This is a genomic window from Roseomonas gilardii subsp. gilardii (assembly GCF_023078375.1).
Lineage (GTDB): Bacteria > Pseudomonadota > Alphaproteobacteria > Acetobacterales > Acetobacteraceae > Roseomonas > Roseomonas gilardii.
Genome location: NZ_CP095554.1, coordinates 3,441,560 through 3,463,814 on the forward strand (window position 1 = coordinate 3,441,560; position 22,255 = coordinate 3,463,814).

At 71.0% G+C, this 22,255-nt stretch carries 20 protein-coding genes and 1 pseudogene; 14 read left to right on the plus strand and 7 right to left on the minus strand.

The genetic code is table 11. The features are described from left to right. Positions 1-109: 109 nt before the first annotated feature. A complete protein-coding gene (locus MVG78_RS15870) occupies positions 110-892 on the minus strand; it encodes an SDR family NAD(P)-dependent oxidoreductase (protein WP_247553039.1) in 783 nt (260 codons plus the stop codon). 134 nt (positions 893-1,026) lie between these two features. Between MVG78_RS15870 and MVG78_RS15875 the strand changes: the two genes are divergently transcribed. From MVG78_RS15875 to MVG78_RS15895, 5 genes are all read left to right on the plus strand, one after another. Beyond that, positions 1,027-1,920: a YicC/YloC family endoribonuclease gene (locus MVG78_RS15875; protein ID WP_247553041.1), complete on the plus strand. Its 894-nt coding sequence runs from the start codon at positions 1,027-1,029 to the stop codon at positions 1,918-1,920. After that, complete coding sequence (gene gmk, locus MVG78_RS15880) at positions 1,910-2,599, plus strand: guanylate kinase (protein WP_247553043.1); 690 nt, start codon at positions 1,910-1,912, stop codon at positions 2,597-2,599. Before MVG78_RS15875 ends, gmk begins: the two co-directional genes overlap by 11 nt. A gap of 65 nt (positions 2,600-2,664) precedes the next feature. Next, on the plus strand, positions 2,665-3,597 hold the full coding sequence (locus MVG78_RS15885; RefSeq protein WP_247553045.1) for an AEC family transporter: 933 nt from the start codon (positions 2,665-2,667) through the stop codon (positions 3,595-3,597). A 136-nt stretch (positions 3,598-3,733) separates the two neighbouring features. After that, positions 3,734-4,765, plus strand: a complete 1,032-nt coding sequence (locus MVG78_RS15890; protein ID WP_247553047.1) for an SDR family oxidoreductase — start codon at positions 3,734-3,736, stop codon at positions 4,763-4,765. 10 nt (positions 4,766-4,775) lie between these two features. Further along, positions 4,776-6,728, plus strand: a complete 1,953-nt coding sequence (locus MVG78_RS15895) for a glycoside hydrolase family 15 protein (protein WP_247553049.1) — start codon at positions 4,776-4,778, stop codon at positions 6,726-6,728. Here MVG78_RS15895 and MVG78_RS15900 read toward each other — a convergent pair. After that, positions 6,725-7,000 (minus strand): usg protein, encoded by a 276-nt coding sequence (locus tag MVG78_RS15900; protein ID WP_247553051.1) that lies wholly within the window; start codon positions 6,998-7,000, stop codon positions 6,725-6,727. The genes MVG78_RS15895 and MVG78_RS15900 overlap by 4 nt on opposite strands. Before the next feature lie 260 nt (positions 7,001-7,260). Here MVG78_RS15900 and groES point away from each other — a divergent pair, with 260 nt between their 5' ends. The 3 genes from groES to MVG78_RS15915 all read left to right on the plus strand — a co-directional run bounded on the left by groES (position 7,261) and on the right by MVG78_RS15915 (position 9,564). After that, positions 7,261-7,548 (plus strand): co-chaperone GroES, encoded by a 288-nt coding sequence (gene groES / locus MVG78_RS15905; protein WP_247553053.1) that lies wholly within the window; start codon positions 7,261-7,263, stop codon positions 7,546-7,548. Between the two features lie 54 nt (positions 7,549-7,602). Beyond that, positions 7,603-9,240, plus strand: a complete 1,638-nt coding sequence (groL, locus tag MVG78_RS15910) for a chaperonin GroEL (protein ID WP_247553055.1) — start codon at positions 7,603-7,605, stop codon at positions 9,238-9,240. A gap of 93 nt (positions 9,241-9,333) precedes the next feature. Continuing rightward, on the plus strand, positions 9,334-9,564 hold the full coding sequence (locus tag MVG78_RS15915; RefSeq protein ID WP_247553056.1) for a cold-shock protein: 231 nt from the start codon (positions 9,334-9,336) through the stop codon (positions 9,562-9,564). A gap of 52 nt (positions 9,565-9,616) precedes the next feature. Here the strand turns inward: MVG78_RS15915 and MVG78_RS15920 are convergent, their stop codons facing one another. The 4 genes and pseudogenes from MVG78_RS15920 to MVG78_RS15935 all read right to left on the minus strand — a co-directional run bounded on the left by MVG78_RS15920 (position 9,617) and on the right by MVG78_RS15935 (position 13,977). Beyond that, positions 9,617-10,162 (minus strand): hypothetical protein, encoded by a 546-nt coding sequence (locus tag MVG78_RS15920; RefSeq protein WP_247553059.1) that lies wholly within the window; start codon positions 10,160-10,162, stop codon positions 9,617-9,619. 94 nt (positions 10,163-10,256) lie between these two features. Beyond that, positions 10,257-10,688, minus strand: a complete 432-nt coding sequence (locus tag MVG78_RS15925; protein WP_247553061.1) for a tellurite resistance TerB family protein — start codon at positions 10,686-10,688, stop codon at positions 10,257-10,259. 131 nt (positions 10,689-10,819) lie between these two features. Further along, positions 10,820-13,580: pseudogene (locus MVG78_RS15930) on the minus strand (ATP-dependent DNA helicase). Positions 13,581-13,656: 76 nt separating this feature from the next. Further along, the gene (locus MVG78_RS15935; protein ID WP_247553063.1) at positions 13,657-13,977 is read right to left on the minus strand and encodes a winged helix-turn-helix transcriptional regulator; all 321 of its coding nucleotides are present in this window, start codon (positions 13,975-13,977) and stop codon (positions 13,657-13,659) included. A gap of 200 nt (positions 13,978-14,177) precedes the next feature. Between MVG78_RS15935 and MVG78_RS15940 the strand changes: the two genes are divergently transcribed. The 3 genes from MVG78_RS15940 (at position 14,178) to MVG78_RS15950 (ending at position 18,606) form a co-directional block, all read left to right on the plus strand. Further along, positions 14,178-14,789, plus strand: coding sequence for an NAD(P)-dependent oxidoreductase (locus tag MVG78_RS15940; RefSeq protein WP_247553065.1), 612 nt, complete (start codon positions 14,178-14,180; stop codon positions 14,787-14,789). A gap of 200 nt (positions 14,790-14,989) precedes the next feature. Next, on the plus strand, positions 14,990-16,654 hold the full coding sequence (locus MVG78_RS15945; protein ID WP_247553076.1) for a lysine--tRNA ligase: 1,665 nt from the start codon (positions 14,990-14,992) through the stop codon (positions 16,652-16,654). After that, positions 16,651-18,606 (plus strand): lysylphosphatidylglycerol synthase domain-containing protein, encoded by a 1,956-nt coding sequence (locus MVG78_RS15950; protein ID WP_247553089.1) that lies wholly within the window; start codon positions 16,651-16,653, stop codon positions 18,604-18,606. The genes MVG78_RS15945 and MVG78_RS15950 overlap by 4 nt, the downstream gene beginning before the upstream one ends. A 60-nt stretch (positions 18,607-18,666) precedes the next feature. Here MVG78_RS15950 and MVG78_RS15955 read toward each other — a convergent pair whose 3' ends face one another. After that, on the minus strand, positions 18,667-19,314 hold the full coding sequence (locus tag MVG78_RS15955) for a S24 family peptidase (protein ID WP_247553091.1): 648 nt from the start codon (positions 19,312-19,314) through the stop codon (positions 18,667-18,669). Between the two features lie 125 nt (positions 19,315-19,439). On the opposite strand from MVG78_RS15955, the gene MVG78_RS15960 reads away from it, so the two are divergent. From MVG78_RS15960 to MVG78_RS15970, 3 genes are all read left to right on the plus strand, one after another. Next, positions 19,440-19,880: a hypothetical protein gene (locus MVG78_RS15960; protein WP_247553093.1), complete on the plus strand. Its 441-nt coding sequence runs from the start codon at positions 19,440-19,442 to the stop codon at positions 19,878-19,880. A 638-nt stretch (positions 19,881-20,518) separates the two neighbouring features. After that, positions 20,519-20,749: a hypothetical protein gene (locus tag MVG78_RS15965; RefSeq protein ID WP_247553095.1), complete on the plus strand. Its 231-nt coding sequence runs from the start codon at positions 20,519-20,521 to the stop codon at positions 20,747-20,749. A gap of 4 nt (positions 20,750-20,753) precedes the next feature. Next, positions 20,754-22,250: a portal protein gene (locus MVG78_RS15970; RefSeq protein WP_247553109.1), complete on the plus strand. Its 1,497-nt coding sequence runs from the start codon at positions 20,754-20,756 to the stop codon at positions 22,248-22,250. The last annotated feature ends 5 nt before the right edge of the window (positions 22,251-22,255 follow it).

The following is a 22,255-nucleotide window of genomic DNA, read 5'->3' on the forward strand; positions in this document are numbered from 1 at the left end:
GAACCGCCTGCCGCCGGAGAAGCGCCGCTCGGCGTGGCCGAGGGTATCCAAGGGCTTCGCCTGTGTCGCCACAGCCTTCGCGGCGGCGGCGGAGCTGCCGGGAAGGCGGCTACCCCCGCCCCTTCGCCGGAGCCGCGCTGAGCCAGCGGACCGGGAGGGCGCCCGCCAGCCGCGCCCCCGCATAGAGGAACCAGGGATAGGCGATCCGGCCGCGCCCCCGGGCGATGCCGTCCAGGGCCTTCCGGGCCGCCTCCCCGGGCGTCATCAGCCCCGGCATGAGGAAGTCGTTGCGGGCCGTCATGGGGGTGCGGATGAAGCCCGGGCAGAGCGCATGCACCCGGAGGCCATCCCGGCGGGCGGTGGCGTCCGTGGCCTCCGCCCATCGCTGCAGGGCCGCCTTGGAGGCGCAATAGGCCGGAGCGCCCGGCGAGGCCACGAAGGCGGCGATGGAGGCCACCACCGCCACGCGCCCCCGGATACCACCGGGGCCGGGCGGCTGGGCCCGCATCCGTTCCAGAGCCGGCAAAGCGGTGTTGAGCGCGCCGGTGAGGTTGACCGCGAAGATCCGCGCGACCGCCCCGGCCTCCTCGCCACCGTCCCTGCCCGGGCCCGCCGAGACGCCGGCATTGGCGATCGCGAGGTCCAGCGGGCCGGCGGAGGCGATCCATTCCCGCGCGGCATCGGCATCGCGTACGTCGAAAGCCGCCTCCATCACCACGGCCCCCGCGGCGCGGCAGCGCTCCGCCACGGCGGCGAGGCGCGCGGGGTCGCGGCCGGCCAGATGCAGCCTCCGCCCAGGCTGGGCCAGCGCCAGGGCGAAAGCCGTGCCCAGGCCCGAGGAGGCGCCGGTGAGCGCCACGGACGGCCAGTTCCAGGCGTCGTTCCGTCCCATCGCGCGTGATCCTTCCACCGCTGGTTCCACCCCATTCTTCCGCCTGGTGCCCGGCCCTTTCCGCATGGCGGATTCCGCCCGCGGACTCGGCACCAAGCTTGCACCGGGCGCGGCGGCGCGTCATGGACGGCGCCATGTCCATCAACTCCATGACCGGTTTCGCCCGCACCGACGGCACGCTGCCGGATGGCGCCAGCCTTGCCTGGGAAGTGCGCAGCGTGAACGGGCGCGGACTCGACCTGCGCCTACGCATGCCCAACGGGTTCGAGGGGCTGGAGACCCGGCTGCGGGAACAGGCGGCGCGGCGCTTCGGGCGCGGCAATATCAGCGCCACGCTGGTGGTGAAGCGGGAGGACCGCTCGCTCCGGCTGATCCCGGACCCGGAGGCGCTGGAGCGGGTGCTGCGGCTGGCACAGGAGCTGGCGGCGCGCATCCCCGGCGCCCCGCCGCCCCGGCCGGAGGCGCTGCTGGCCCTGCCCGGCGTGTTGCGGACCGAAGCCGCGGAACAGGACGAGGCCGCCGACGAGGCGAAGCGGGCCCTGGTGGCGAAAGCCTTCGAGGCGGCGCTGGACGGGCTGTGGGAAGCACGCCGCGCCGAGGGGCGGAAGCTCCACGCCATCCTGTCCACCCTGCTCGACGAAATCGCCGCGCTGCGCGAGCAGGCGGTGGAGGAGGCGGCGAAGCAGCCCGGGGCGCAGAAGGCGCGGCTGATGGCGACGCTGTCGGAGCTGCTGGAGGGCGAGCGCCGGGTGCCGGAGGACCGGCTGGCCGCCGAGGTGGCGCTGCTGGCCAGCCGCTCCGATGTCCGGGAGGAGCTGGACCGGCTCGGCGCCCATGTCGAGGCGGCGCGGGCCCTGCTGCGGGAAACCGTGCCGATCGGGCGCCGGCTGGAGTTCCTGACGCAGGAATTCGGTCGCGAGGCGAACACGCTGGGGGCGAAATCGGCCTCGCTGGCGCTGACGCGCCTGTCCCTGGAACTGAAGGCCGCCGTGGAGCGGCTGCGCGAGCAGGCCGCCAATGTCGAGTGAGTCCGGGGTGATGCGCGGGGGGGCGGGGATGGCGGTGAAACGTTTGCGGCGCGGGATCTGCCTGGTGCTGGTGGCGCCTTCCGGGGCGGGCAAGACCTCCGTCTCCCGCGCCCTGCTGGAGCAGGAGGAGGCGCTGTCCCTTTCCATCAGCGCCACCACCCGGGTGCCGCGCCCTGGCGAGGAGGAAGGGGTGCACTACCACTTCCGCACACCCGAGCAGTTCGAGGCGATGGAGCGGGCCGGCGAGATGCTGGAAAGCGCCACCGTCTATGGCCGCCGCTACGGCACCCCGCGCGCCCCGGTGCTGGAGGCGCTGGCCGCCGGGCGCGACGTGCTGTTCGACGTGGACTGGCAGGGGCACAGGCTGATCCGGGCCGCGCTGCCGGATGACGTGGTCGGCGTCTTCCTGCTGCCGCCGAGCCTGCCGGAGCTGGAACGCCGGCTGCGCGGCCGGGGCCAGGACAGCGATGCGGAGATCGCCCGGCGCATGGAAGCGGCGCTGGAGGATGCGTCGCACTGGCGCGATTTCGACCATGTGCTGGTGAACGACCACTTCGCCGACACGCTGGCCGTGGTGCGCGGCATCCTGGCGGCGGCGCGGACGCGGCGGGAGCGCAATCCCTGGCTCGGCGATTTCGTGGCCGAACTCGGCGGCCCGGATCCTGCTAGGGCCGGTTAGGGCCAGTTAGGACCGGCCGCTGCCGGGATGGATGGAATGGCGATGACGGAGATGCCGCGGGCGCGATGACTGTTGTTTTCTCGATCATCGGCCCGGTCTTCGTCACCATCCTCCTCGGCTACCTGGCCCGGCTGACCAACCGGATCTCCGCCGAGGGCGTGCGCGGGCTGAACGACTTCGTCTTCATGCTCGCCCTGCCGGCGCTGCTTTTCGAGGGGGCCTCGAGCTCCGGCGGGCTGGGGCCGACACTGGCGGTCTCGATCGCCTATTTCTCCGCCTGCCTGCCCGTCTATGCGCTGGCCGTGGTGCTGGCGCGGCGGCTGCGTGGGCTGCGGCTGCAGGAAGCGGGGCTGGTGGCGCTGGATGCCAGCTTCGGCAACCTGTCGATGGTGGGCATTCCGCTGATCCTGTCCGCCTTCGGGCCGGAGGGGCTGCGGAACCTGCTGGCGATCCTGGCCTTCCATTCCATCCTGATCCTGCCCGTCGCCACGGTGATCGCGGAGATCGGGATGAACGCGAAGGCCTCGCCCTTCGTCATCCTGCGTTCCACCCTGACCTCCCTCGTGCGGAACCCGATGCTGCTGGCGGTGGCGCTGGGCGGGCTGTGGTCGGTCTTCCTGCCCCCGCCACCCGAGATGATCCAGCGGCTGCTGCACCTGCTGGGGCAGGCGGGCTCGCCGGTGGCGCTGTTCTGCCTGGGCGCCAGCCTGACCAGCTTCAACCTGCGCCGCGACTGGCCCGATGCGGTGCTGGGCGTGACCATCAAGCTGCTGGTGCTGCCGCTGGCGGTCTGGGGGGCGGCGCTGTTCTTCCAGTTGCCGCCGCTGGGCACGGCGGTGGCGGTGATCGCGGCCGCCATGCCGACCGGTGCCACGGCCTTCATCCTGGCGCGGCGCTATGCCACGGGCATGGACCGCTCGGGCGCCACGGTGCTGCTGGCCTCGGCCCTCTCGGTGGCCACACTGAGTGCGCTGATCGCCTTCTTTCACCCCCACTGACGGCCGCCCCCGCCGGTTCATGCCGCGGGATCATCCCGCGACTGTGCGGGCGCCCGCCCGCAACCCCGGAACCCGGCCATGTGTTCGCAGGCCGTGAGTCCGTAGCCCTCAGGTGGCGGCATGGAAGGGGAGCGCGATGGCGCGGGAGATGGTGACGGGCGCCCGGAGCGTGGTGATCACGGGGGCCTCGGCGGGCGTGGGGCGGGCGACGGCGCTGGCCTTCGCCCGGCGCGGCTGGAACATCGCCCTGATTGCGCGGGAGGCCGAGGGGCTGGAGGATGCCCGGCGCGAGGTGGCGGTGGCGGGCGCGCGCCGGGTGATCACGCTGCCGCTCGACGTGGCGGATGCGGCGGCCGTGGACGCGGCGGCCCAGCAGGTGGCGGAGCGGTTCGGGGGCATCGATGTCTGGGTGAACAACGCGATGGTGACGGTGATGTCCCCTGTCGCGGAGATGACGCCGGAGGAGTTCCGCCGCGTCACCGAAGTCACCTATCTTGGCCAGGTGCATGGGGCCATGGCGGCGCTGCGGCAGATGCGCCGGCATGACCAGGGCGTGATCGTGGCGGTCGGCTCCGCCCTTTCCTACCGCGCCATCCCGCTGCAATCGGCCTATTGCGCCGCCAAGTTCGCGGTGCGGGGGTTCATGGATTCCCTGCGCTGCGAGCTGGGACATGACCGCAGCCGCATCCGGCTGACGATGGTGCAGCTTCCGGCGGTCAACACGCCGCAGTTCGAATGGGCGCGCAACCGCATGGGCGAGCGTGCCCAGCCGGTGCCGCCGATCCATCAGCCCGAGGCCGTGGGCGAGGCGATCTTCGCGGCGGCGATGCGGCCGAAGCGGGAGGTCTGGCTCGGCTGGCCGACCCTGAAGGCGATCCTGGGCGGCATGGCGGTGCCCGGGCTGGCGGACCGCATCCTGGCGGATCGCGGCTATTCCAGCCAGATGACGGGCGAGCCCCTGCCCGCCGGGCGGCGGGACAACCTGTTCCGGCCGGTGGCGGGTCCGCACCGGACGCGCGGTCGGTTCAGCAGCCGTGCAGCCAACCGGGTGCATGCGATCGAGCCGACCCTGCTGCGGGCGGCGATCGGAGGCGCGATCCTCGCCCTGCCCGCCCTGGCCTGGATGGCGGGGCGCCGCTCCGGGACGCGGAACCGGATCGGAGGCTGACCGCGCCATCATGCCAGGACGGATCGAGGACTACGCGCTGATCGGCGACCTGGCGACAGCGGCGCTGGTGGGCCGCGACGGGTCGATCGACTGGCTCTGCTGGCCGCGCTTCGATTCCGATGCGGTCTTCGCCGCGCTGCTCGGCACGCCGGAAAACGGACGCTGGCAGATCGCGCCGGACTGGGAAGCGGGCGGCGAGCCGCCCCGCATCCGGCGGGGCTATCGCGACGGCACGCTGGTGCTGGATACGGAGTTCCGCACCGGCGGCGGCGCCGTCCGGCTCACCGATTTCATGAATGTGCGCGACGACGGCGTCTCGAACCTCGTGCGGATCGTCACCGGGCTGCGCGGCGAGGTCGCGATGCGCGGGGAGCTGGTGATGCGCTTCGACAACGGGCGCGTCGTTCCCTGGGTGTCGCGCCTGCCCGACCGTTCCGGCATCCGGGCGGTGGCGGGGCCGGATCTCGCGGTGCTGCGGGCCAGCGTGCCCGTGCATGGCGAGGACATGCGCAGCGTCTCCCGCTTCACGGTGAAGGCGGGGGAGAGCGCCTCTTTCGTCCTGTCCTATGGCGCCTCGCACCTGCCGCCCCCGCCTCCGCTGGCTCCGGAGGAACGGCTGGCGGAGACGGAGGCGGGGTGGCGGCAATGGGCCGCCGGCTGCGCCGAGGCCGGGCCCTGGACGGAAGCCGTGCGCCGTTCCGTGGTGACGCTGAAGGCCCTCACCTATCGCCCGACCGGGGGCATCGTGGCCGCGCCCACCACCTCCCTGCCGGAGAAGCTGGGCGGGTCGCGGAACTGGGACTACCGCTTCTGCTGGCTGCGCGATTCGACCCTGACCCTGATGGCGCTGCTGCGCGCCGGCTATGTGGAGGATGCCGCGGCCTGGCGGGACTGGCTGCTCCGTGCCGTGGCGGGGAGCCCGGACCAGATCCAGATCATGTACGGCTTGTCCGGCGAGCGCCGACTGACCGAATGCGAGGCGGACTGGCTGCCCGGCTATGAGGATTCGCGGCCGGTGCGGCTTGGCAATGCGGCCTACCGGCAATTGCAGCTCGACGTCTTCGGCGAGGTGGCGAGCACGTTGTACCTGGCGCACCGGCACGGGATGCCCTTTGACCGGCAGGCATGGTCGCTGCAACGCGCGCTGACCGACCATCTGGCGAAGATCTGGAAACAGCCGGACGAGGGCATGTGGGAAGTCCGCAGCGGGCCGGAGCAGTTCACCTTCTCCAAGGTCGCCGCCTGGGCGGCGGTGGACCGGGCGGTGCGCAGCATCGAGCGCTTCGGCCTGCGCGGCCCGCTGAAGCGGTGGCAGGCGCTGCGGCGGAGCATCCATGAGGATGTCTGCCGGCGTGGCTTCGACACGTCGCTGGGCAGCTTCACCCGCGCCTATGGCTCGGGCGATGTGGATGCGAATCTGCTGCTGCTGCCCGCGGTGGGCTTCCTGCCCTATGACGATCCACGCGTGCTCGGCACCATCGCGGCGGTGGAGAAGCGGCTGCTGCGGGGCGGGTTCCTGCTGCGCTATGCCACCGAGGAGACCCGGGACGGGCTGCCGGGCGATGAGGGCGTGTTCCTGGCCTGCTCCTTCTGGCTGGCCAATGCCTATCAGCGCACGGGGCGCAGGAAGGAGGCGCTGGATCTCTTCGAACGGCTGCTGGACCTGCGCAACGATGTCGGCCTGCTATCGGAGGAGTACGACCCGAAGGCGCGTCGCCTGATCGGCAACTTCCCGCAGGCCTTCTCCCACATCGCCCTGGTCAACTCGGCCTATGAGCTGAGCGGCCGTCCGGGCGGCCGTGGCGCGGATGACGCCCCGGCCCCGGTGAAGAAGGCGGGCCGTTCCCGGGCGGCGGCGCTGGCGCCCGGCGGCGGCAAGGCGGCGGGTGGATCGGGGAATGGCCCCGCGGCCGGGCAGGCGCAGGCGGACAGGCTTCGCCCTGCCCCGGCCCGGGATCGCTAGTGCAGGGTGAACTGGCCACCGACATAGCGGAACTCGGCGGGGCGCCAGAGCGCCGCCGAGGCGACCCGCACCGAATGCAGCGGCCCTTCGATCTCGCGCTGCCAGAAATCGATGAAGCGGTGCAGTTCCGGGAAGCCGGGGGCGCGATCGACCTTCTGCCAGACGAAGCTCTGCAGCACGGAAGGGTGATCAGGCAGGCGATAGAGCAGCTCGGCGGTGGTGATGCGGGGTTCCGGGAAGCGGACGAGGTTCCCGATTTCTCGCAGGATCATGCGAAGCATCTCTCCTCAGGCCGCGTCTCGTTGCGGCCGTCATCATCCTGCCATATGCGGAGACCCCGGGATCAAGAAAAAATCCACCGTTATCAACAGATTAGCACTCATTTACCGGAATTGCTGCCGAACATCTTGACGGAAGGCGGGGGGTGGCCCTAGATCGCTGGCACTCGGTGGGGGTGAGTGCTAACAGCCCCGCATCCCGCCGGAGCTATGAATCCGAGACCACGGTTTCCAAAGGCTTAGGAGCGTTCCTGATGAACTTCCGCCCTCTGCACGACCGCGTTCTCGTCCGCCGCGTGACGGCTGACGAGAAGACCGCTGGCGGCATCATCATCCCCGACACCGCCAAGGAGAAGCCGCAGGAAGGCGAGATCGTCTCCGTCGGCACCGGCACGGTGAACGACAAGGGTGAGGTCCGCCCGCTCGACGTCAAGGCCGGCGACCGCATCCTGTTCGGCAAGTGGTCGGGCACCGAGGTGAAGCTGAACGGTGAGGACCTCCTGATCATGAAGGAGTCCGACATCATGGGTGTGATCGGCTGACGCCGCACGCTTTCGTCGCTTCCCTTCCCCATTCAAATACAGAGGTAGAGCAAGATGGCTGCTAAGGACGTCAAGTTCGGCCAGAACGCCCGCGACCGCATGCTGCGCGGCGTCGACATTCTCGCTGACGCCGTGAAGGTCACGCTGGGCCCCAAGGGCCGCAACGTGGTGATCGACAAGTCCTTCGGCGCGCCCCGCATCACCAAGGACGGTGTGACGGTCGCCAAGGAAATCGAGCTGGCCGACAAGTTCGAGAACATGGGCGCGCAGATGGTGCGCGAGGTCGCTTCCAAGCAGAACGACCTGGCCGGTGACGGCACCACCACCGCGACCGTGCTGGCGCAGGCGATCGTCCGCGAGGGCGCGAAGTCCGTGGCCGCCGGCCTGAACCCGATGGACCTGAAGCGCGGCATCGACAAGGCCGTGGCCATCGTCGTCGAGGACCTGAAGGCCAACTCGAAGAAGATCACCACCTCCGCCGAGGTCGCCCAGGTCGGCACGCTGTCCGCCAACGGCGAGTCCGAGATCGGCGAGATGATCGCCCAGGCGATGGAGAAGGTCGGCAACGAGGGCGTGATCACGGTCGAGGAAGCCAAGGGCATCCAGACCGAGCTCGACGTCGTCGAGGGCATGCAGTTCGACCGCGGCTATGTCTCCCCGTATTTCATCACGAATGCGGAGAAGATGATCGCGGAGCTGGATAACCCCTACATCCTGATCCACGAGAAGAAGCTGTCCCAGCTGCAGCCGATGCTGCCGCTGCTGGAGAGCGTCGTGCAGTCCGGCCGTCCGCTGATCATCGTGGCCGAGGATGTCGAGGGCGAGGCCCTGGCCACCCTGGTCGTCAACAAGCTGCGCGGTGGCCTGAAGATCGCCGCCGTGAAGGCCCCGGGCTTCGGTGACCGCCGCAAGGCGATGCTCGAGGACATCGCGATCCTGACCGGTGGCCAGGTCGTGTCCGAGGATCTCGGCATCAAGCTCGAGAACGTGACGCTCGACATGCTCGGTAAGGCCAAGACGGTCCGCATCGAGAAGGAGAACACCACGATCGTCGACGGCGCCGGCTCCAAGGAGGACATCCAGGGCCGCGTGGAGCAGATCAAGGCGCAGATCGAGGAGACCACCTCGGACTACGACCGCGAGAAGCTGCAGGAGCGTCTGGCGAAGCTGGCGGGCGGCGTGGCCGTGATCCGCGTCGGCGGCTCCACCGAGGTCGAGGTGAAGGAGCGCAAGGACCGCGTCGACGACGCGCTGCATGCGACCCGCGCCGCGGTCGAGGAAGGCATCGTGCCGGGTGGCGGTGTCGCCCTGGCCCGTGCGACCGCCAAGCTGGCGAACGTGTCGGTGGACAACGACGACCAGCGCGTGGGCGTCGAGATCGTGCGCCGCGCGATCCAGGTGCCGCTGCGCCAGATCGCCGAGAACGCCGGCCAGGACGGCGCGGTGGTCGCGGGCGACGTGCTGCGCAAGGACAGCTACGACTACGGCTATGACGCGCAGACCGGCGAGTACAAGCAGCTGATCGCCGCCGGCATCGTGGACCCGACCAAGGTCGTGCGCACCGCGCTGCAGGACGCCGCTTCCGTGGCCGCCCTGCTGATCACCACCGAGGCGATGATCGCCGAGAAGCCCGAGAAGAAGGCCCCCGCGGGCGGTCCTCCGGGCGGCGGCATGGGTGACATGGACTTCTGATCCTTCCAGGATCGGGGTTCGGGAAGGGGCGGTCCGCAAGGGCCGCCCCTTTTCCTTTTGCGGACGGGGCTTTGAGGACGGGGAGGAGCGGCGGTGGGGAGGCTGACGGGGCGGGTGATCTGGTACCAGCCGGCCAAGGGCTATGGCTTCATCCAGGCGGATGACGGCGGGCCGGATGTGATGGTGCATGCCACGGCGCTGCGGGCGGCAGCGCTGGAGGGGTTGGAGAAGGGGCAGCGCGTCTCCTTCGAGGTCGAGGACCGCGATGGCCGCCGGGGTGCAGTCGCGATCCGGGCGATCGGGGACGAGGCGGGGGAGCGCTAGCCCCACTGGACGAGCGGCATGCCCGCCAAGGGTATCATCTGCGACGCCTGGTTCAGGCGGAGGGAGCTTCCTCCCAGACCTTGAGGGCGGAGGTCCGCTCCAGGATGCTGCGGGCGCGTTCCGCCTGATCCACATTGGCGGGCTTCACCACGACGATGGCCTCCGCATGCTCGGTGGCGGCGGTGCCTTCCGTGCCGCTGGCCTGGGAGGCCAGCTCGCTGAGGCCGCCCGCCCCTGCCCCGGCCGCGAGGGCCGCGCCGACCGCGGGGATCGCGGCACCGCCGGTCGCCACGACCACGCCTGCTGCCGCCATGCCGGCCGCGGCGGCGGCCATGCTGTTGCGCATGGTGCGGAGGTTGCGGTGCTCGTCTTTGCGCAGCGGTTCCTCGCCGGTGTCCTCGGGCATGGTCTCGCCCTGCGCCGCCGCTCCGGCCCCGGCGGAGGGCGGCGGCGTCACGGGATCGGCGTGGCGGACGGAGATCTGGGCGCGGGGGATGGCCTCGCCCTCCAGATAGGAGAGGGCCGCCTCGACCGCCGCCTTGTCGCGGAAGCTGGCCAGGATCGTGGGCTGGGCCGGCGTGGCGGATGTCTCGCTCATGGTTCTGCTCTCCCGCGCTTGGACGGAAGGCAAACGCCCTTCGGCGGGCAACCGTTGCGGAGGCCCGGCATTCCGCCGCCCGCCGGCGCGGGGGTCAGATGACCTGGTAGCGGGCCTTGGCGGCGCGCTCGATGGCACCGGCCACGAGGCGGTCGATATCCAGGCCGATGCGGAAATCCTGCAGGAAGCGCAGCTCGTCCTGGGTGGCGTCGCCATCGGCGGCGACGATCTCACAGGCGAGGAGATAGGCGGTCTCGCGCAGGCGCTGCGGCAGGGCGTCGCGGATCAGCGCGACCACCTCGTCCAGCCCGTCCGTGTCGCCCAGCAGGTTCAGCACGATCTCGGTGACGGTCTCGATACCGCTCACATGGAAGTCGCTGAAGACCGGCAGTTCCTTGACCAGGCGCGACATGGTGGCGAGTTCCGCGTCGGTCATCTGGCCGTCACAGGCGCTCATCACCACCATGGCGCCGACCAGGGCCTCCTGGGCGGAGAGGCGGACGGGGGTTGCCTGCGGTGAACTCATGTCGAGGGGCATATCCGTTGAGGCTCCTATAGCCGGATCGTCTCGCAGCATGAGGCACATCCCGTCAATGGCGGCCGCATCAAGGGGCCGCGAGCCGTGCGGAAAGCCATGCCCAGCACCCCGGCCGGGCCTCAGCCCGCCAGGAATTCGCGGGTCCGGCGGGTGGCTTCGGCGAGGCCGACGCGGTGGGTCACGACGCCATCCGGCAGGCCCGCGAGGAGGCGCGAGGGCGCCCGCGAGTCGAGCAGCACGAAGACCCCCCGGTCGTCGGCGCGGCGGACGAGGCGGCCGAAGGCCTGGCGCAGCCGGTGGCGGGCGACGGCATCGTCCCATTCCTTCGGCCGGCCGCCGGACAGGTGCAGGCGGCGCTCGCGGTGCAGGATGGTGGGGCGTGGCCAGGGCACGCGGTCGAAGACCAGCAGGCGCAGGGAGCGGCCGGGCACGTCCACACCGTCGCGCAGCGCATCGGTGCCGAGCAGGCAGGAATCCTCCTCCGCGCGGAAGACATCGACCAGGGTGGAGTTGTCCATCGCGTCCACATGCTGGGCGTAGAGCGGGATGCCCGCCTTCTCCAGCCCGGGCGCGATGCGGTCATAGGTGTTGCGCAGGCGGCGGATGGCGGTGAAGAGGCCCAGCGCGCCGCCGCCGGAGGCACGGAACAGCGCCTCCATCGCGGCGGCCTGCTGGCCGGTGTCGCGGCCGATATCGGTCACCACCAGGGAGAGGGTCTGGGCGCCGTAGTCGAAGGTGGAGGGCACGGCGGCCCGCACCGCCGGCAGCGGCAGGTGGGAGGCGCCGGTGCGGGCCTCGGCGGCCTCCCAGGCGCTCTCGGGGTCGGGCTGGCCATCCGCGCCCAGCACCACGTCGCGCAGCGTGGCGGAGGTGATCAGCAGCCCGTGCGCGGGCGCGGCCACTGCCAGGGCGAAGGGCTCGGTGGGGTCGAGGTGGTGGCGGTGCATGGCGGCATCGACCTCCCGCCCCTCGCGCCGCGTGATGGCGAGCCAGTCCACATGCACCGGGCGGATGCCGGGCTCGGGCGCCGGGGCGGCGAGGCGGCGGAGCATGGCGCCCCAGGCCACCAGCGGCACCACGGCGCGTCGGTCGAGGTTGCGGCGGGCGGTGTCGAGGCGGATGCGGTCGCCCACCTCCAGCTCGGCCTCCGGGTCCTCCAGCAGGGCGGTCAGGCGCTCGTGCAGCCCGCGCAGCGGGGCGAGGAGACGTTCGAGGCCGGTGAGGAGTTCCGCCCCGGCCTCGGGCAGGCCGGGATTGAGCGGGTGCAGGTCGCATTCGGCGTCGTAGAGCGGGTCGGCTTCGGCGGTGCGGGCCAGAACCTGCCGGCGGACCTCGGCCATGAAGCGTTCCGCGGCGTTGCGGGGGGCGCCGTCATGCAGGCGGGTGGGCCAGCCGGGGGCAGGCAGGACATTGCCGGCCTCCAGTGCCGCATCGACCAGGGGCGAGAGGGCGGGATGGTCGGACAGGACTTCCTCCAACCGGCGGCGCAGGCCCCGGGCGCGGCCCCTACCCCCTCGGCGCCCAGCAGCCAGCGGCGCAGCTCGGACATCTCGGCGCCGGAAAGTTCGGCGGAGAAGGCGGCGTCGGCAGCGTCGAAGACATGGTGGCCCTCGTCGAAGACGTAGCGCACGGCAGGGCCGTCCTCGCCGCCGCCCAGCGCGGCCTGGACCATGACCAGGGCATGGTTGGCCACGACCAGCTTCGCCCCGGCGGCACGGCGGATGGAATGCTCCACGAAGCAGCGGCGCCAGTGCGGGCAGCCGGAATGGATGCATTCGCCGCGCCGGTCGGTGAGGTTGGCGACGGCGCCGAAGGGGAAGAGCTCGGCGATCCAGCCGGGGAAGTCGCCGCCCTGCATGTCGCCGTCCCGCGTCGCGAGCGACCAGCGCGAAACCAGGGCGATGGCCAGGAGGCGGGAGGGCATGAGGCCCGCCGTGGCTTCCTCCAGGTTCAGCAGGCAGAGGTAGTTCTCCCGTCCCTTGCGGATCACGACCTGGCGCTTGCGCTCCTCCGGGTCCGGATAGAGGCGGGCCAGTTCCCCGTCGATCTGGCGCTGGAGGTTGCGGGTGTAGGTGGAAATCCAGACCGGGGCGCCGTTGCGCTCGGCCCAGAGCGAGGCCGGGGCGACATAGCCCAGCGTCTTGCCCGTGCCGGTGCCGGCCTCGGCCAGAACGACATGCGGAGCGCCGGGCATCTCCCGCGCCGCGAAGGCCAGGGCGGCGGCCGAGGCGAAATCCGCCTGGGCGGGGCGCTGCTCGGCATCCGGGCCCAGGATCTCGGCCAGCCGGGTGCGGGCCTCGGCGGCGGAGACGGGCAGCGAGCCGGGGGCGTGGGCGGAGCGCTGTCCTCCCAGTCCGGCAGGCGGCGCCAGACCTTCAGCGGATCGGAGGACGGGCGCGCATCCTCCTTGCCCAGCGCCGCCATCACGGAACCAGCCCAGGGCCAGTCCATTCCCTCCCGCAGCCGGGCGGCGAGGATGGCGGCGTCGCGGTTCAGCGGCACGTTCCGCGCGGTGGAAAGGCGGCGGAGGATCAGCGTGGCCAGTTCGGGCAGCAGGATGGCGGCGGATTCGTCATCCGCCGGCATCTCCTGCCCCAGCGCCATGGCGAGGCCGCGCGGCGTCGGCGCGGCGGGCTGGGCCGGCAGGGCGAAGGCGAAGAGTTCCAGCAGGTCATAGGCCACCGGGAAGGGCGGCAGGCCGAGGCGGCGCGCCGTGGCCGGGGCATGGACGAGCATCGGCGGCGGCAGGTCGGCCAGGCGCCGGGGCAGGTCGGCGGCGGAAACCGTGTCCAGTTCGCCATCCGGGGTCAGGATCGTGGCGTGGCCGAGGCCCGCGACCAGGGCCGGTGCCTCAGGCAGCAGGAGGCGAGGCACGCCCATGCGGGAGGAGTTCACCCTTTGATCCTAGCAGGACCCGGCGGCGGCGTCTTCTGCGGGGCGAAGGGGGCGGCTCCGCTCAGGCTGCCCGTGCCGCCTCCCCTTCCACCTTCCCTTCCTGGCGGCGGTCATAGGCGCGCTGGGCCTCGACCACGTCGCCGATATGGGTCTCGGCCCAGATCCGCAGGGCATCCACCGTGTCCGCCAGGGTCCGGCCCAGGGGGGTGATGGCGTACTCGACCGTGACCGGGACGGTGGGGAAGGCCCGGCGCGAGACGAGGCCATCACGCTCCAGGCTGCGCAGGGTCTGGGCCAGCATCTTCTGGGAGATACCCTCGATCCCGCGCCGGAGCTGGTTGAAGCGCCGGGGCTCCGTTTCCAGCAGGATGAGGATCAGCACGGCCCATTTGTCACCGATGCGGTCCAGCACCATGCGGGTCGGGCAGGTTGGGCTGAAGCTGTTTCCCCTCAGGGGGACAGGCCGGTCCGTCAGGGCGGTTTCTCCGAGGTGATCTGCGTCCCTGAAAGTGCCTTCTTTTCAGAAGGTTTCCAATGGTGATCTGGTGTCCAACGGAAATTGCTGAAAAGGGAGTCTTGGGCATGAGAATCGCGTTGATCGGGGCCACCGGGCAGGCGGGGTCGGAGATCCTGGCCGAGTTGTCGCGGCGTGGGCATGCGGTGACGGCGATCGTGCGGCACCCGGAAAAGGTCCCCCCACTGCCGGGCGTGACCGCGGCGAAGGGCGATGTCTTCGACCGCGCGGGACTGGCGGCGCTGCTGCGCGGGCATGATGCCGTGGTGAGTTCGGTGCACTTCACCCAGAGCGATCCGGAGATCCTGATCGCGGCCGTGAAGGAGGCCGGGGTGGGGCGCTATCTCGTGGTGGGCGGAGCCGGCAGCCTGGAGGTGGCGCCGGGGGTGCGGCTGATCGCGACTCCGGAATTCCCCGCGGCCTATCGCGCCGAGGCGCAGGCCGGGGCGGATTTCCTCGACCGTCTGCGTCGGGAGGAAGAGCTGGACTGGACCTTCCTGTCCCCCTCCGCCCTTTTCTTCGCCGGGCCAAGGACCGGAACGTTCCGGCTGGGCCAGGACCGGTTGCTGGTGGCCGGGGACGGGAAGAGCAGCATCTCCTTCGCCGATTTCGCCATCGCCATGGCGGACGAGATCGAGGCGCCGAAGCATTCGCGGAGCCGCTTCACGGTGGGCTACTGAGATCACAGGGCGATGAGGGAGGGGGAATCCCCTCCCCTGCTCCTCGCCCCTGCTTCTGGGCCGGTGCAGCCCCCGCGATCCCGGCCTAGGCGGGACGGGTCGTGGCGCCTAAACCGATGACGCTCCGCGGCAGCAACGCGGGCCGGGCCTCCTTTGGGGGCTTCCTTTGACCGTTCCTTCGCCGGTATCAGCGTCCCGCCATGTCACACAGCTCCGATCCCCATCTCCGCGGCACCCGCGCCTGGCCCTTCGAGGAGGCGGCGAAGGTCGCCGACCGCGTGGCGGCCTCCGGCAAAGGCGCGGCGCTGTTCGAGACGGGCTATGGCCCCTCCGGCCTGCCGCATATCGGGACCTTCGGCGAGGTGGCGCGGACCACCTGGGTGCGGCGCGCCTTCGAGGCGATGACCGGCCTGCCCTCCCGCCTGCTGGCCTTCAGCGACGACATGGACGGGCTGCGCAAGGTGCCGGACAACGTGCCGAACGGGGAGATGCTGCGGCAGTATCTCGGCCGGCCGCTGACCCGGATTCCCGACCCCTTCGGCACGCATGACAGTTTCGGGGCGCACAACAACGCCCGGTTGCGCGCCTTCCTCGACAGCTTCGGCTTCGAGTATGAATTCGCCTCCTCCACCGACTATTACACCTCCGGCCGCTTCGACGCCGCGCTGATCCGCATGGCGGAGGAGCACGAGGCGGTGCTCCGGGTGATCCTGCCGACGCTGGGGCCGGACCGGCGGGCGACCTATTCGCCCTTCCTGCCGATCCATCCGAAGACCGGCGTGGTGATGCAGGTGCCGATGGAGGAGGTGCGCCCCGCCGACCGTACCCTGGTCTGGCGCGACCCCGAGAGCGGCGAGCGGTTCGAGACGCTGCTGACCGGCGGGCACTGCAAGGCGCAGTGGAAGGCCGACTGGGCGCTGCGCTGGTACGCGCTGGGCGTGGACTACGAGATGTCGGGCAAGGACCTGATCGACAGCGTGAAGCTGTCCTCGCAGATCTGCCGCATCCTGGGGGCCGAGCCGCCGGTGGGCTTCACCTACGAGCTGTTCCTCGATGCCGGGGGGCAGAAGATCAGCAAGTCCAAGGGCAACGGCCTGACCATCGAGGAATGGCTGGAATACGGGCCGCCGGAATCCCTGTCACTCTTCATGTACAACTCGCCGAAGAGCGCCAAGCGGCTGCATTTCGACGTGATCCCGCGCGCCACGGACGACTATCTGGCGCATCTGGAGAAGCTGCGCGCGAACCCGGACCCGGCGAACCCGGCCTGGCACATCCAGGGCGGCAAGGCGCCGAACATGGGGGCGAGCCCGATCCCCTTCTCCATGCTGCTGAACCTCGCCGTGGTGGCGAATGCCGAGACGCCGGAGATGCTCTGGGGCTTCGTGCGCCGCTACCAGCCCGAGGCGACTCCGGAGAGCGAGCCGATGCTGGCGCGGCTGGTCGAGCATGCCCTGGCCTATTACCGGGACTTCGTGAAGCCGACCAAGCGCTACCGCGCCGCGACGCCGGGCGAGCGGGCGGCGCTGGAGGTGCTGGCGGAGCTGCTGCGCGAGAACCGGGAGCGGCTGGAGGCCGTGCCCGCCGCCGAGCGTGGGGCGGCGATCCAGGACCTCGTCTATGACGCCGGACGGCGGGAGCCCTTCCTGCAGACGGGCAAGGACGGGCGGCCGGGCGTGTCGATCGCCTGGTTCGAGGCGCTGTACCAGGTGCTGCTGGGGCAGCAGAAGGGACCACGCTTCGGCGGCTTCGTGGCGCTCTACGGCATTCCGGAAACGATCGCGCTGATCGGGGAGGCGCTGGCGCGGCCCGCGCCGGAGGCCGGCGACGGGGCTGGGGCCGAAGGGGAGAAGGCAGGGGCGTGAAGATCCCGGCGGTCGTCAGGAAGCACGGGGCGACGGCGTTCGGCCTCATCCTGCTCATCGTGGCGGTCTATGTCGTGCTGCGGGAGTTCCGGGACCTGAAGGTCGCGGACGTGCTCACCGCGCTGGAGGCGACCTCCGGCCACAAGCTGTGGCTGGCGCTGGGCTGGACGCTGCTCGCCTTCGCCGTGCTGACGGTCTACGACCGGCTGGGCAGCGTCTATGCGGGCAAGCCGATCTCCTACAGCCGGACGGCGCTGGCCGCCTTCTGCGCCTATACGCTGGCGCATAATATCGGCTTCGCGGCGGTGTCGGGGGCGGCGGTGCGCTACCGCTTCTATGCCGCCTGGGGGCTGACCTCGGCGGAGATCGCGCGGGTGATCGCCTTCACCAGCCTGACCTTCGGGCTGGGCGGCTTCGCTCTCGGCGGCATCGTGCTGATGACGCATCCCGAGGTGCTGCCCTGGGTGGGCGATGGCGAGCTGATCCCGAGCTGGGCGGCGCAGTTCGTGGCGGTGCTGATGTGGCTGATCGTCGGCGCCTATATCGTGCTGGCGCGCTTCGTGCCGCATTTCCATCTCTTCGGGCACAAGGTGGACCTGCCGGGGTTGAAGCTGGCGGTGGCGCAGGTGCTGCTGGCCAGCGTCGATGTCGCGGTCACGGCGATGATCTTCTATGTGCTGCTGCCGGCGCCGATGCCGGGGGCGCCGCCGCTCACCTTCCTGATGTTCATGGGCATCTATGTCGCCGGCTATACCGCCGGGCTGGCGGCGAGCGTGCCGGGGGGGCTCGGCGTCTTCGACGGCTTCATGCTGCTGAGCCTGAGCCCCTGGATGCCGACGCCGGAGGCGCTGAGCGCGCTGCTGCTGTTCCGGCTCTACTACTACATCGTGCCGCTCTTCGTGGCCGGGGTGCTGTTCCTGGGCTTCGAGCTGGCGCAGCGGCGCGCCAAGGGCCTGCCGCGCATCCAGGTGGAGGCGAGGATCGCCGACTCCCTGGAGGCGCCGGCGCTCGCCATGCTGACCGGGCTCTGCGGCCTGCTGCTGCTCTTCGTCGGGGCCCTGCCGGTGCATGCGGGCAACGAGGCGATCGCGCGCTGGCTGGGCGAATGGGTGGCGCTGGCCAACCAGTTCGCCGCCTCGGTGGTGGGGACGCTGCTGATCGCGGTCTCCTGGGGCCTGGTGCGGCGGCTGCGGCTGGCCTGCTACGCCGGGCTGTTCCTGCTGCTGAACGGCGGCGCGATCCTGTTCGTGCGCAACGATCCCTGGCCGGTGATCGGGGCGGTGCTGCTGGTCTTCGTGCTGCTCGCCGCCATGAACCGCAGCTTCTACCGCGATGCGCGGCTGACCGGGGAACCGCTCAAGGGCAGCCGCATCCTGTCGCTGGTCGCGGGCATCGTCTGCGGCCTGGCCCTGGCGACGGTCGCCTATCGGGAGCCGGTCAGCACCTCCTCCTGGTGGGAGGTGGTGCTCTCGGCGTCCATGCCTTCGCCGCTGCGCTTCGCCGTGGGCGTTTCCGCCGCGCTGATGCTCTATGCGGTGTTCCGGCTGCTGCGCCCGGCCCGGGTGCGGCCCGCCGACTACGACATGACGAGCCAGCAGAAGCTGCGTTCGCTCGGGGCGAGGCTGCCGCGCCAGGGGGCGCAGCAGGAGCTGGGGGCGGTCTTCGCCGAAGGCGGCAAGGCTGGCTTCGCCTTCCGCCGCTATCCCGATCTCTGGCTGGGGCTGGGCGATCCGCAGGGCGAGGAGCAGGCCCGGGTCGCGGCGATCTGGCGGTTTCGGGATCTCTGTGACGCCGCGGGCGTGGAGCCGGCCTTCGCCGATATCGGGTCCGGGCTGCAGCGCACCTATGAGGATGCGGGGCTGACCATCGTTCCCCTGCCGGATGGCCGCAGCATCGCCTGCATCGCCGACCGCGATCCGGAGCGCGTCATCGCCCTGGCCGAGACCGTCTGACCCGGTCCGGAAGGCCGCCGCATCCGGCGATGCGTGGCGTGGGAGGCCGGGCCGGCCTTCCTACTGGCTGGCCCAGACGATGCGGTGCATCCAGGTGATCTCGGCCAGGTCGAAGCTGTAGTTGGGATGCGCCGGGTTCAGGCTGGCCAGTTCGACCTTCCGGGCGGATTGTCGCAGCAGTTCCTTGGCCATGACCTCCCCTCCCCGGGTGCGGACCACCACGCGGTCGCCCCGCCGGATCGGAGCGGCGGGCGAGACGATGATGGTGTCGCCGTCGCGGAACACCGGCTCCATGGAATCGCCCGAGATCTCCAGCGCATAGGCGTTAGGGTCGGGGATTTCCGGCACGCTGATCTCGTCCCATCCAGCGCCGGAGGGGAAGCCGCCATCGTCGAAGTAGCCGGCGCTGCCGGCCTGGGCGAGGCCGATCAGCGGGATGCGCCGCACCGGCCGCACGGCGGCGGCGCGGAAGTTCATCGGCGTGCCGGTCACCAGGCTGGCGAAGGCATCCAGGCTGGTGCCGGTGGCGTCCAGCACCTTGGCGACGCTTTCCGTCGATGGCCATCGTGCGCGGCCATCCGGCCCGGTGCGTTTGGAGGGGTTGAAGGCGGTGGGGTCGAGCCCCGCCTTGCGCGCCAGACCCGAGGCCGACAGGCCGTTCTCGGCTGCCAGCGCATCGATGGCGCGCCAGATGTCGTAGTGCTGCATGAGGCAATTATCCTAGGCAGAGATTCTGCTGGCAATAGGAAATATCTCTTAACTGAACGTTGACGCTTCCCGTTTGGAGGGTAATATTCACATTTAGTTCAACCATAAGGCGAGGACAGCCCCCGATGACCAACGCCGCTTCCGACAACCGCTTCCCGCCCAGGCGCCTGTCGCTTCCGAAGACAGAGCCCTTCCGCCATGCCGAGGAGGCGTGGTTCTGGACCATGTCGGCCCTGATCGCCCGCCGCGACGGCGCGCGCATCGTGGCCGGGCGCGGCCTGGTGCAGCGCCCCTGCGAGCCGGACGATGTGGTGAAGTGCCTGGACAGGCTCTATCGCCAGCGCCGGATCGACCTGACGCATGCGCGGATCCTCCGGATCTGGGGGGAGCGGGGACAGGCGCCGGACCCACGCTCCGCCCGCGAGAAGCACGATCATCGCCTGTGGCGCGAAGCACTGGAGCGGCTGGAATGGCCGCTGCGGATCAAGGGCATCGTAGCCGGCGAGGCCGGGGCCCTGGGGAGTGGTGCGGAGGTGGTGCACCTGGACGGGCTTTCCCGGCCCTGACCCGCATGCGGACCGGAACCGCCTGCACCACCTTACGGCAACCCCCGGGAGAGGTCCCGGGGCTGCGCCACGGCGGCTCTCGCATCGGCGCGCTGGCGGGGAACAGGAGCTCTGGCTGGGCTTCGGTGGCCGTGCGGACCAAGCCTGGCTTCGTCTGCTGCGGCCGGGCTTCCGGCACTGCTTCGCGGCGTTGCGCGATGGTGGCGGGTGGACGGTGATCGATCCCTTGTCGGGCCGGCTGCTGGTGACGAGGCTGGAGGTAGGCACGGATTTCGACCTGCCGGGTTTCTGGCGGCGCGCTGGCTGCCGTGTCCTGGGTCCCTTCGCCCCCTCCGATCCGGCTCCCGGCCTGCCATGGCTTTCGCCTCTCTCCTGCGTCTCGTTGTGCCGGGCCCTGTTGGGGCCACACGCGCCATTCGCGCTGACCCCTTATAAACTCTACCTAAGATTGCAGAAAAATTTTCTTGTTATGGGAAAATATTCTTGACTTCTAAGGCTAAGTGCATGTAAACATCGCGTCATCAACGGGCGATTTGCGTCCGAAGGAATTTCTTCCCTAGCCTGGTTTAAAGGCCCGCGCCGGACTCCCGGCGCGGGCCTTTCGCTTTGGCGGGATCTTCTCAGGAGAGTGCGAACAGATGGGTGGCCTCTTCAGCGTGCCGAAGCCGGTGGTCGTCACCACCCCCGCCCTCCCCCAGCAGGCCATGGCCGATTCCTCGGCAGCGGTCGCCGGTGCCAGCGCCGTCCAGGCGCGGCAGGACGATGCCGAACGGCACCGGCGCGGGCTGGCGGGCACTATCGCCACCTCGGAGCGGGGCGTCCTGTCGCCCCTGCCGGTGGCGGCGCGCAAGACGCTGCTGGGGGAGTGAAGGGATGAAGCCCGAGGATATCCTCCAGCGCCATGCCCGTGCCCTGGAGGCCCGGCGCCCCTGGGAAGGGGTCTGGCGCGAATGCTACGAGCATGTTCTGGCGACGGTGCCGGGCACGGGCGGCCCCACCCTGTTCGACGGCACCGCGGCGGATGCGGCGGAGCAGTTGGCGGCCTCCCTCCTGGCCGAGCTGACGCCACCCTGGTCGCGCTGGTTCGGCCTGACGCCGGGCCGGGCGCTGGCCGGGCAGGATGGCCCCGCGGCCGAGGCCCAGGCCGCCACGGAGGCGCTGGAACAGGCCGCCGACACGCTGCAGGGGCATCTGGACCGCTCCTCCTTCGCGCTGGAGATGCACCAGGCCTTCCTTGACCTGGTGGTGGCGGGGACGGGCGTGCTGCTGGTGGAGGAGGCCGCGCCCGGCGAGGCCTCGGCGCTGCGCTTCCAGGCGGTGCCGCTGCGCGAATGCGTGCTGGAGGAAGGCCCTTCCGGCCGGCTGGAGACGGTCTATCGCGCCGCGCGGCTGGACCGGACCGCGATCGCCGCGCGCTGGCCGGGCGCGGGCCTGCCACCCGCCGATGCCGCGGAAACGGATGGCAGGCTGCTGGTGGTCGAGGCGGTCTGGCCGGACGGGCCGGGCCATGCCTATGCCGCGGTGCTGGACGGCGTGGACGGGCAGGCGCGGATGCTGGCGAGCGGCCGTTTCGCCCGCAGCCCCTTCATCGCCTTCCGCTGGATGAAGGCGCCGGGCGAGAGCTATGGCCGTGGGCCGGTGATGCGGGCGCTGCCGGATATCCGCACCGCCAACAAGGTGGTGGAACTGGTGCTGAAGAACGCCTCCATCGCCGCCACCGGCATCTGGCAGGCGGATGATGACGGGGTGCTGAACCCGGCGACGGTGCGCCTCGTGCCGGGGGCGATCATCCCCAAGGCGCCCGGCTCCTCCGGTCTGACGCCGCTGGCGGCGCCGGGAAATTTCGACGTGTCGCAGCTCGTGCTCTCGGACATGCGGGGGCGCATCCGCTCGGCCCTGCTCGCGGACCGGCTGGGGCCGCCGCAGGAGGCGCGGATGACGGCCACGGAGGTGCTGGAACGCTCGGCTCAGGCGGCGCGGCTGCTGGGTGCCACCTATGGGCGCCTGCAGGCGGAACTGCTGACGCCGCTGATCGCCCGCTGCCTGTCCATCCTGCGGCGGCGTGGCGAGGTGCCGCCGATCCTGCTGGACGGGCATGAGGCGAGCCTGAGCTACCAGTCCCCGCTGGCACGGCTGCAGGGCCGTTCGGATGCGGCGAACATGCTGCTCTTCCTGCAGGCCGTCGCGGCGCTGGGGCCGGAGGCAACGGCCCAGGTGGACCGTGCCGCCGCCACCCGGCACCTGGCGAAGATCCTCGCCGCGCCGGCCGGGATCCTGAACGCCGTGCCCGCCACGCCGCAACCGTCATCGCAGCCGGGTTCCAGCCCGGCTGCCGTCCTCGGCCCCGTCAGGGCCGCCATCGAGGAGTGATCACA

Excerpts from the sequence above, each read along its gene's own strand:
- MVG78_RS15870 (WP_247553039.1), bottom strand. The coding sequence starts at position 892 with ATGGGACGGAACGACGCCTGGAACTGGCCGTCCGTGGCGCTCACCGGC.
- MVG78_RS15875 (WP_247553041.1), top strand. The coding sequence starts at position 1,027 with ATGTCCATCAACTCCATGACCGGTTTCGCCCGCACCGACGGCACGCTG.
- gmk (WP_247553043.1), top strand. The coding sequence starts at position 1,910 with ATGTCGAGTGAGTCCGGGGTGATGCGCGGGGGGGCGGGGATGGCGGTG.
- MVG78_RS15885 (WP_247553045.1), top strand. The coding sequence starts at position 2,665 with ATGACTGTTGTTTTCTCGATCATCGGCCCGGTCTTCGTCACCATCCTC.
- MVG78_RS15890 (WP_247553047.1), top strand. The coding sequence starts at position 3,734 with ATGGCGCGGGAGATGGTGACGGGCGCCCGGAGCGTGGTGATCACGGGG.
- MVG78_RS15895 (WP_247553049.1), top strand. The coding sequence starts at position 4,776 with ATGCCAGGACGGATCGAGGACTACGCGCTGATCGGCGACCTGGCGACA.
- MVG78_RS15900 (WP_247553051.1), bottom strand. The coding sequence starts at position 7,000 with ATGATCCTGCGAGAAATCGGGAACCTCGTCCGCTTCCCGGAACCCCGC.
- groES (WP_247553053.1), top strand. The coding sequence starts at position 7,261 with ATGAACTTCCGCCCTCTGCACGACCGCGTTCTCGTCCGCCGCGTGACG.
- groL (WP_247553055.1), top strand. The coding sequence starts at position 7,603 with ATGGCTGCTAAGGACGTCAAGTTCGGCCAGAACGCCCGCGACCGCATG.
- MVG78_RS15920 (WP_247553059.1), bottom strand. The coding sequence starts at position 10,162 with ATGAGCGAGACATCCGCCACGCCGGCCCAGCCCACGATCCTGGCCAGC.
- MVG78_RS15925 (WP_247553061.1), bottom strand. The coding sequence starts at position 10,688 with ATGAGTTCACCGCAGGCAACCCCCGTCCGCCTCTCCGCCCAGGAGGCC.
- MVG78_RS15940 (WP_247553065.1), top strand. The coding sequence starts at position 14,178 with ATGAGAATCGCGTTGATCGGGGCCACCGGGCAGGCGGGGTCGGAGATC.
- MVG78_RS15945 (WP_247553076.1), top strand. The coding sequence starts at position 14,990 with ATGTCACACAGCTCCGATCCCCATCTCCGCGGCACCCGCGCCTGGCCC.
- MVG78_RS15955 (WP_247553091.1), bottom strand. The coding sequence starts at position 19,314 with ATGCAGCACTACGACATCTGGCGCGCCATCGATGCGCTGGCAGCCGAG.
- MVG78_RS15960 (WP_247553093.1), top strand. The coding sequence starts at position 19,440 with ATGACCAACGCCGCTTCCGACAACCGCTTCCCGCCCAGGCGCCTGTCG.
- MVG78_RS15965 (WP_247553095.1), top strand. The coding sequence starts at position 20,519 with ATGGGTGGCCTCTTCAGCGTGCCGAAGCCGGTGGTCGTCACCACCCCC.
- MVG78_RS15970 (WP_247553109.1), top strand. The coding sequence starts at position 20,754 with ATGAAGCCCGAGGATATCCTCCAGCGCCATGCCCGTGCCCTGGAGGCC.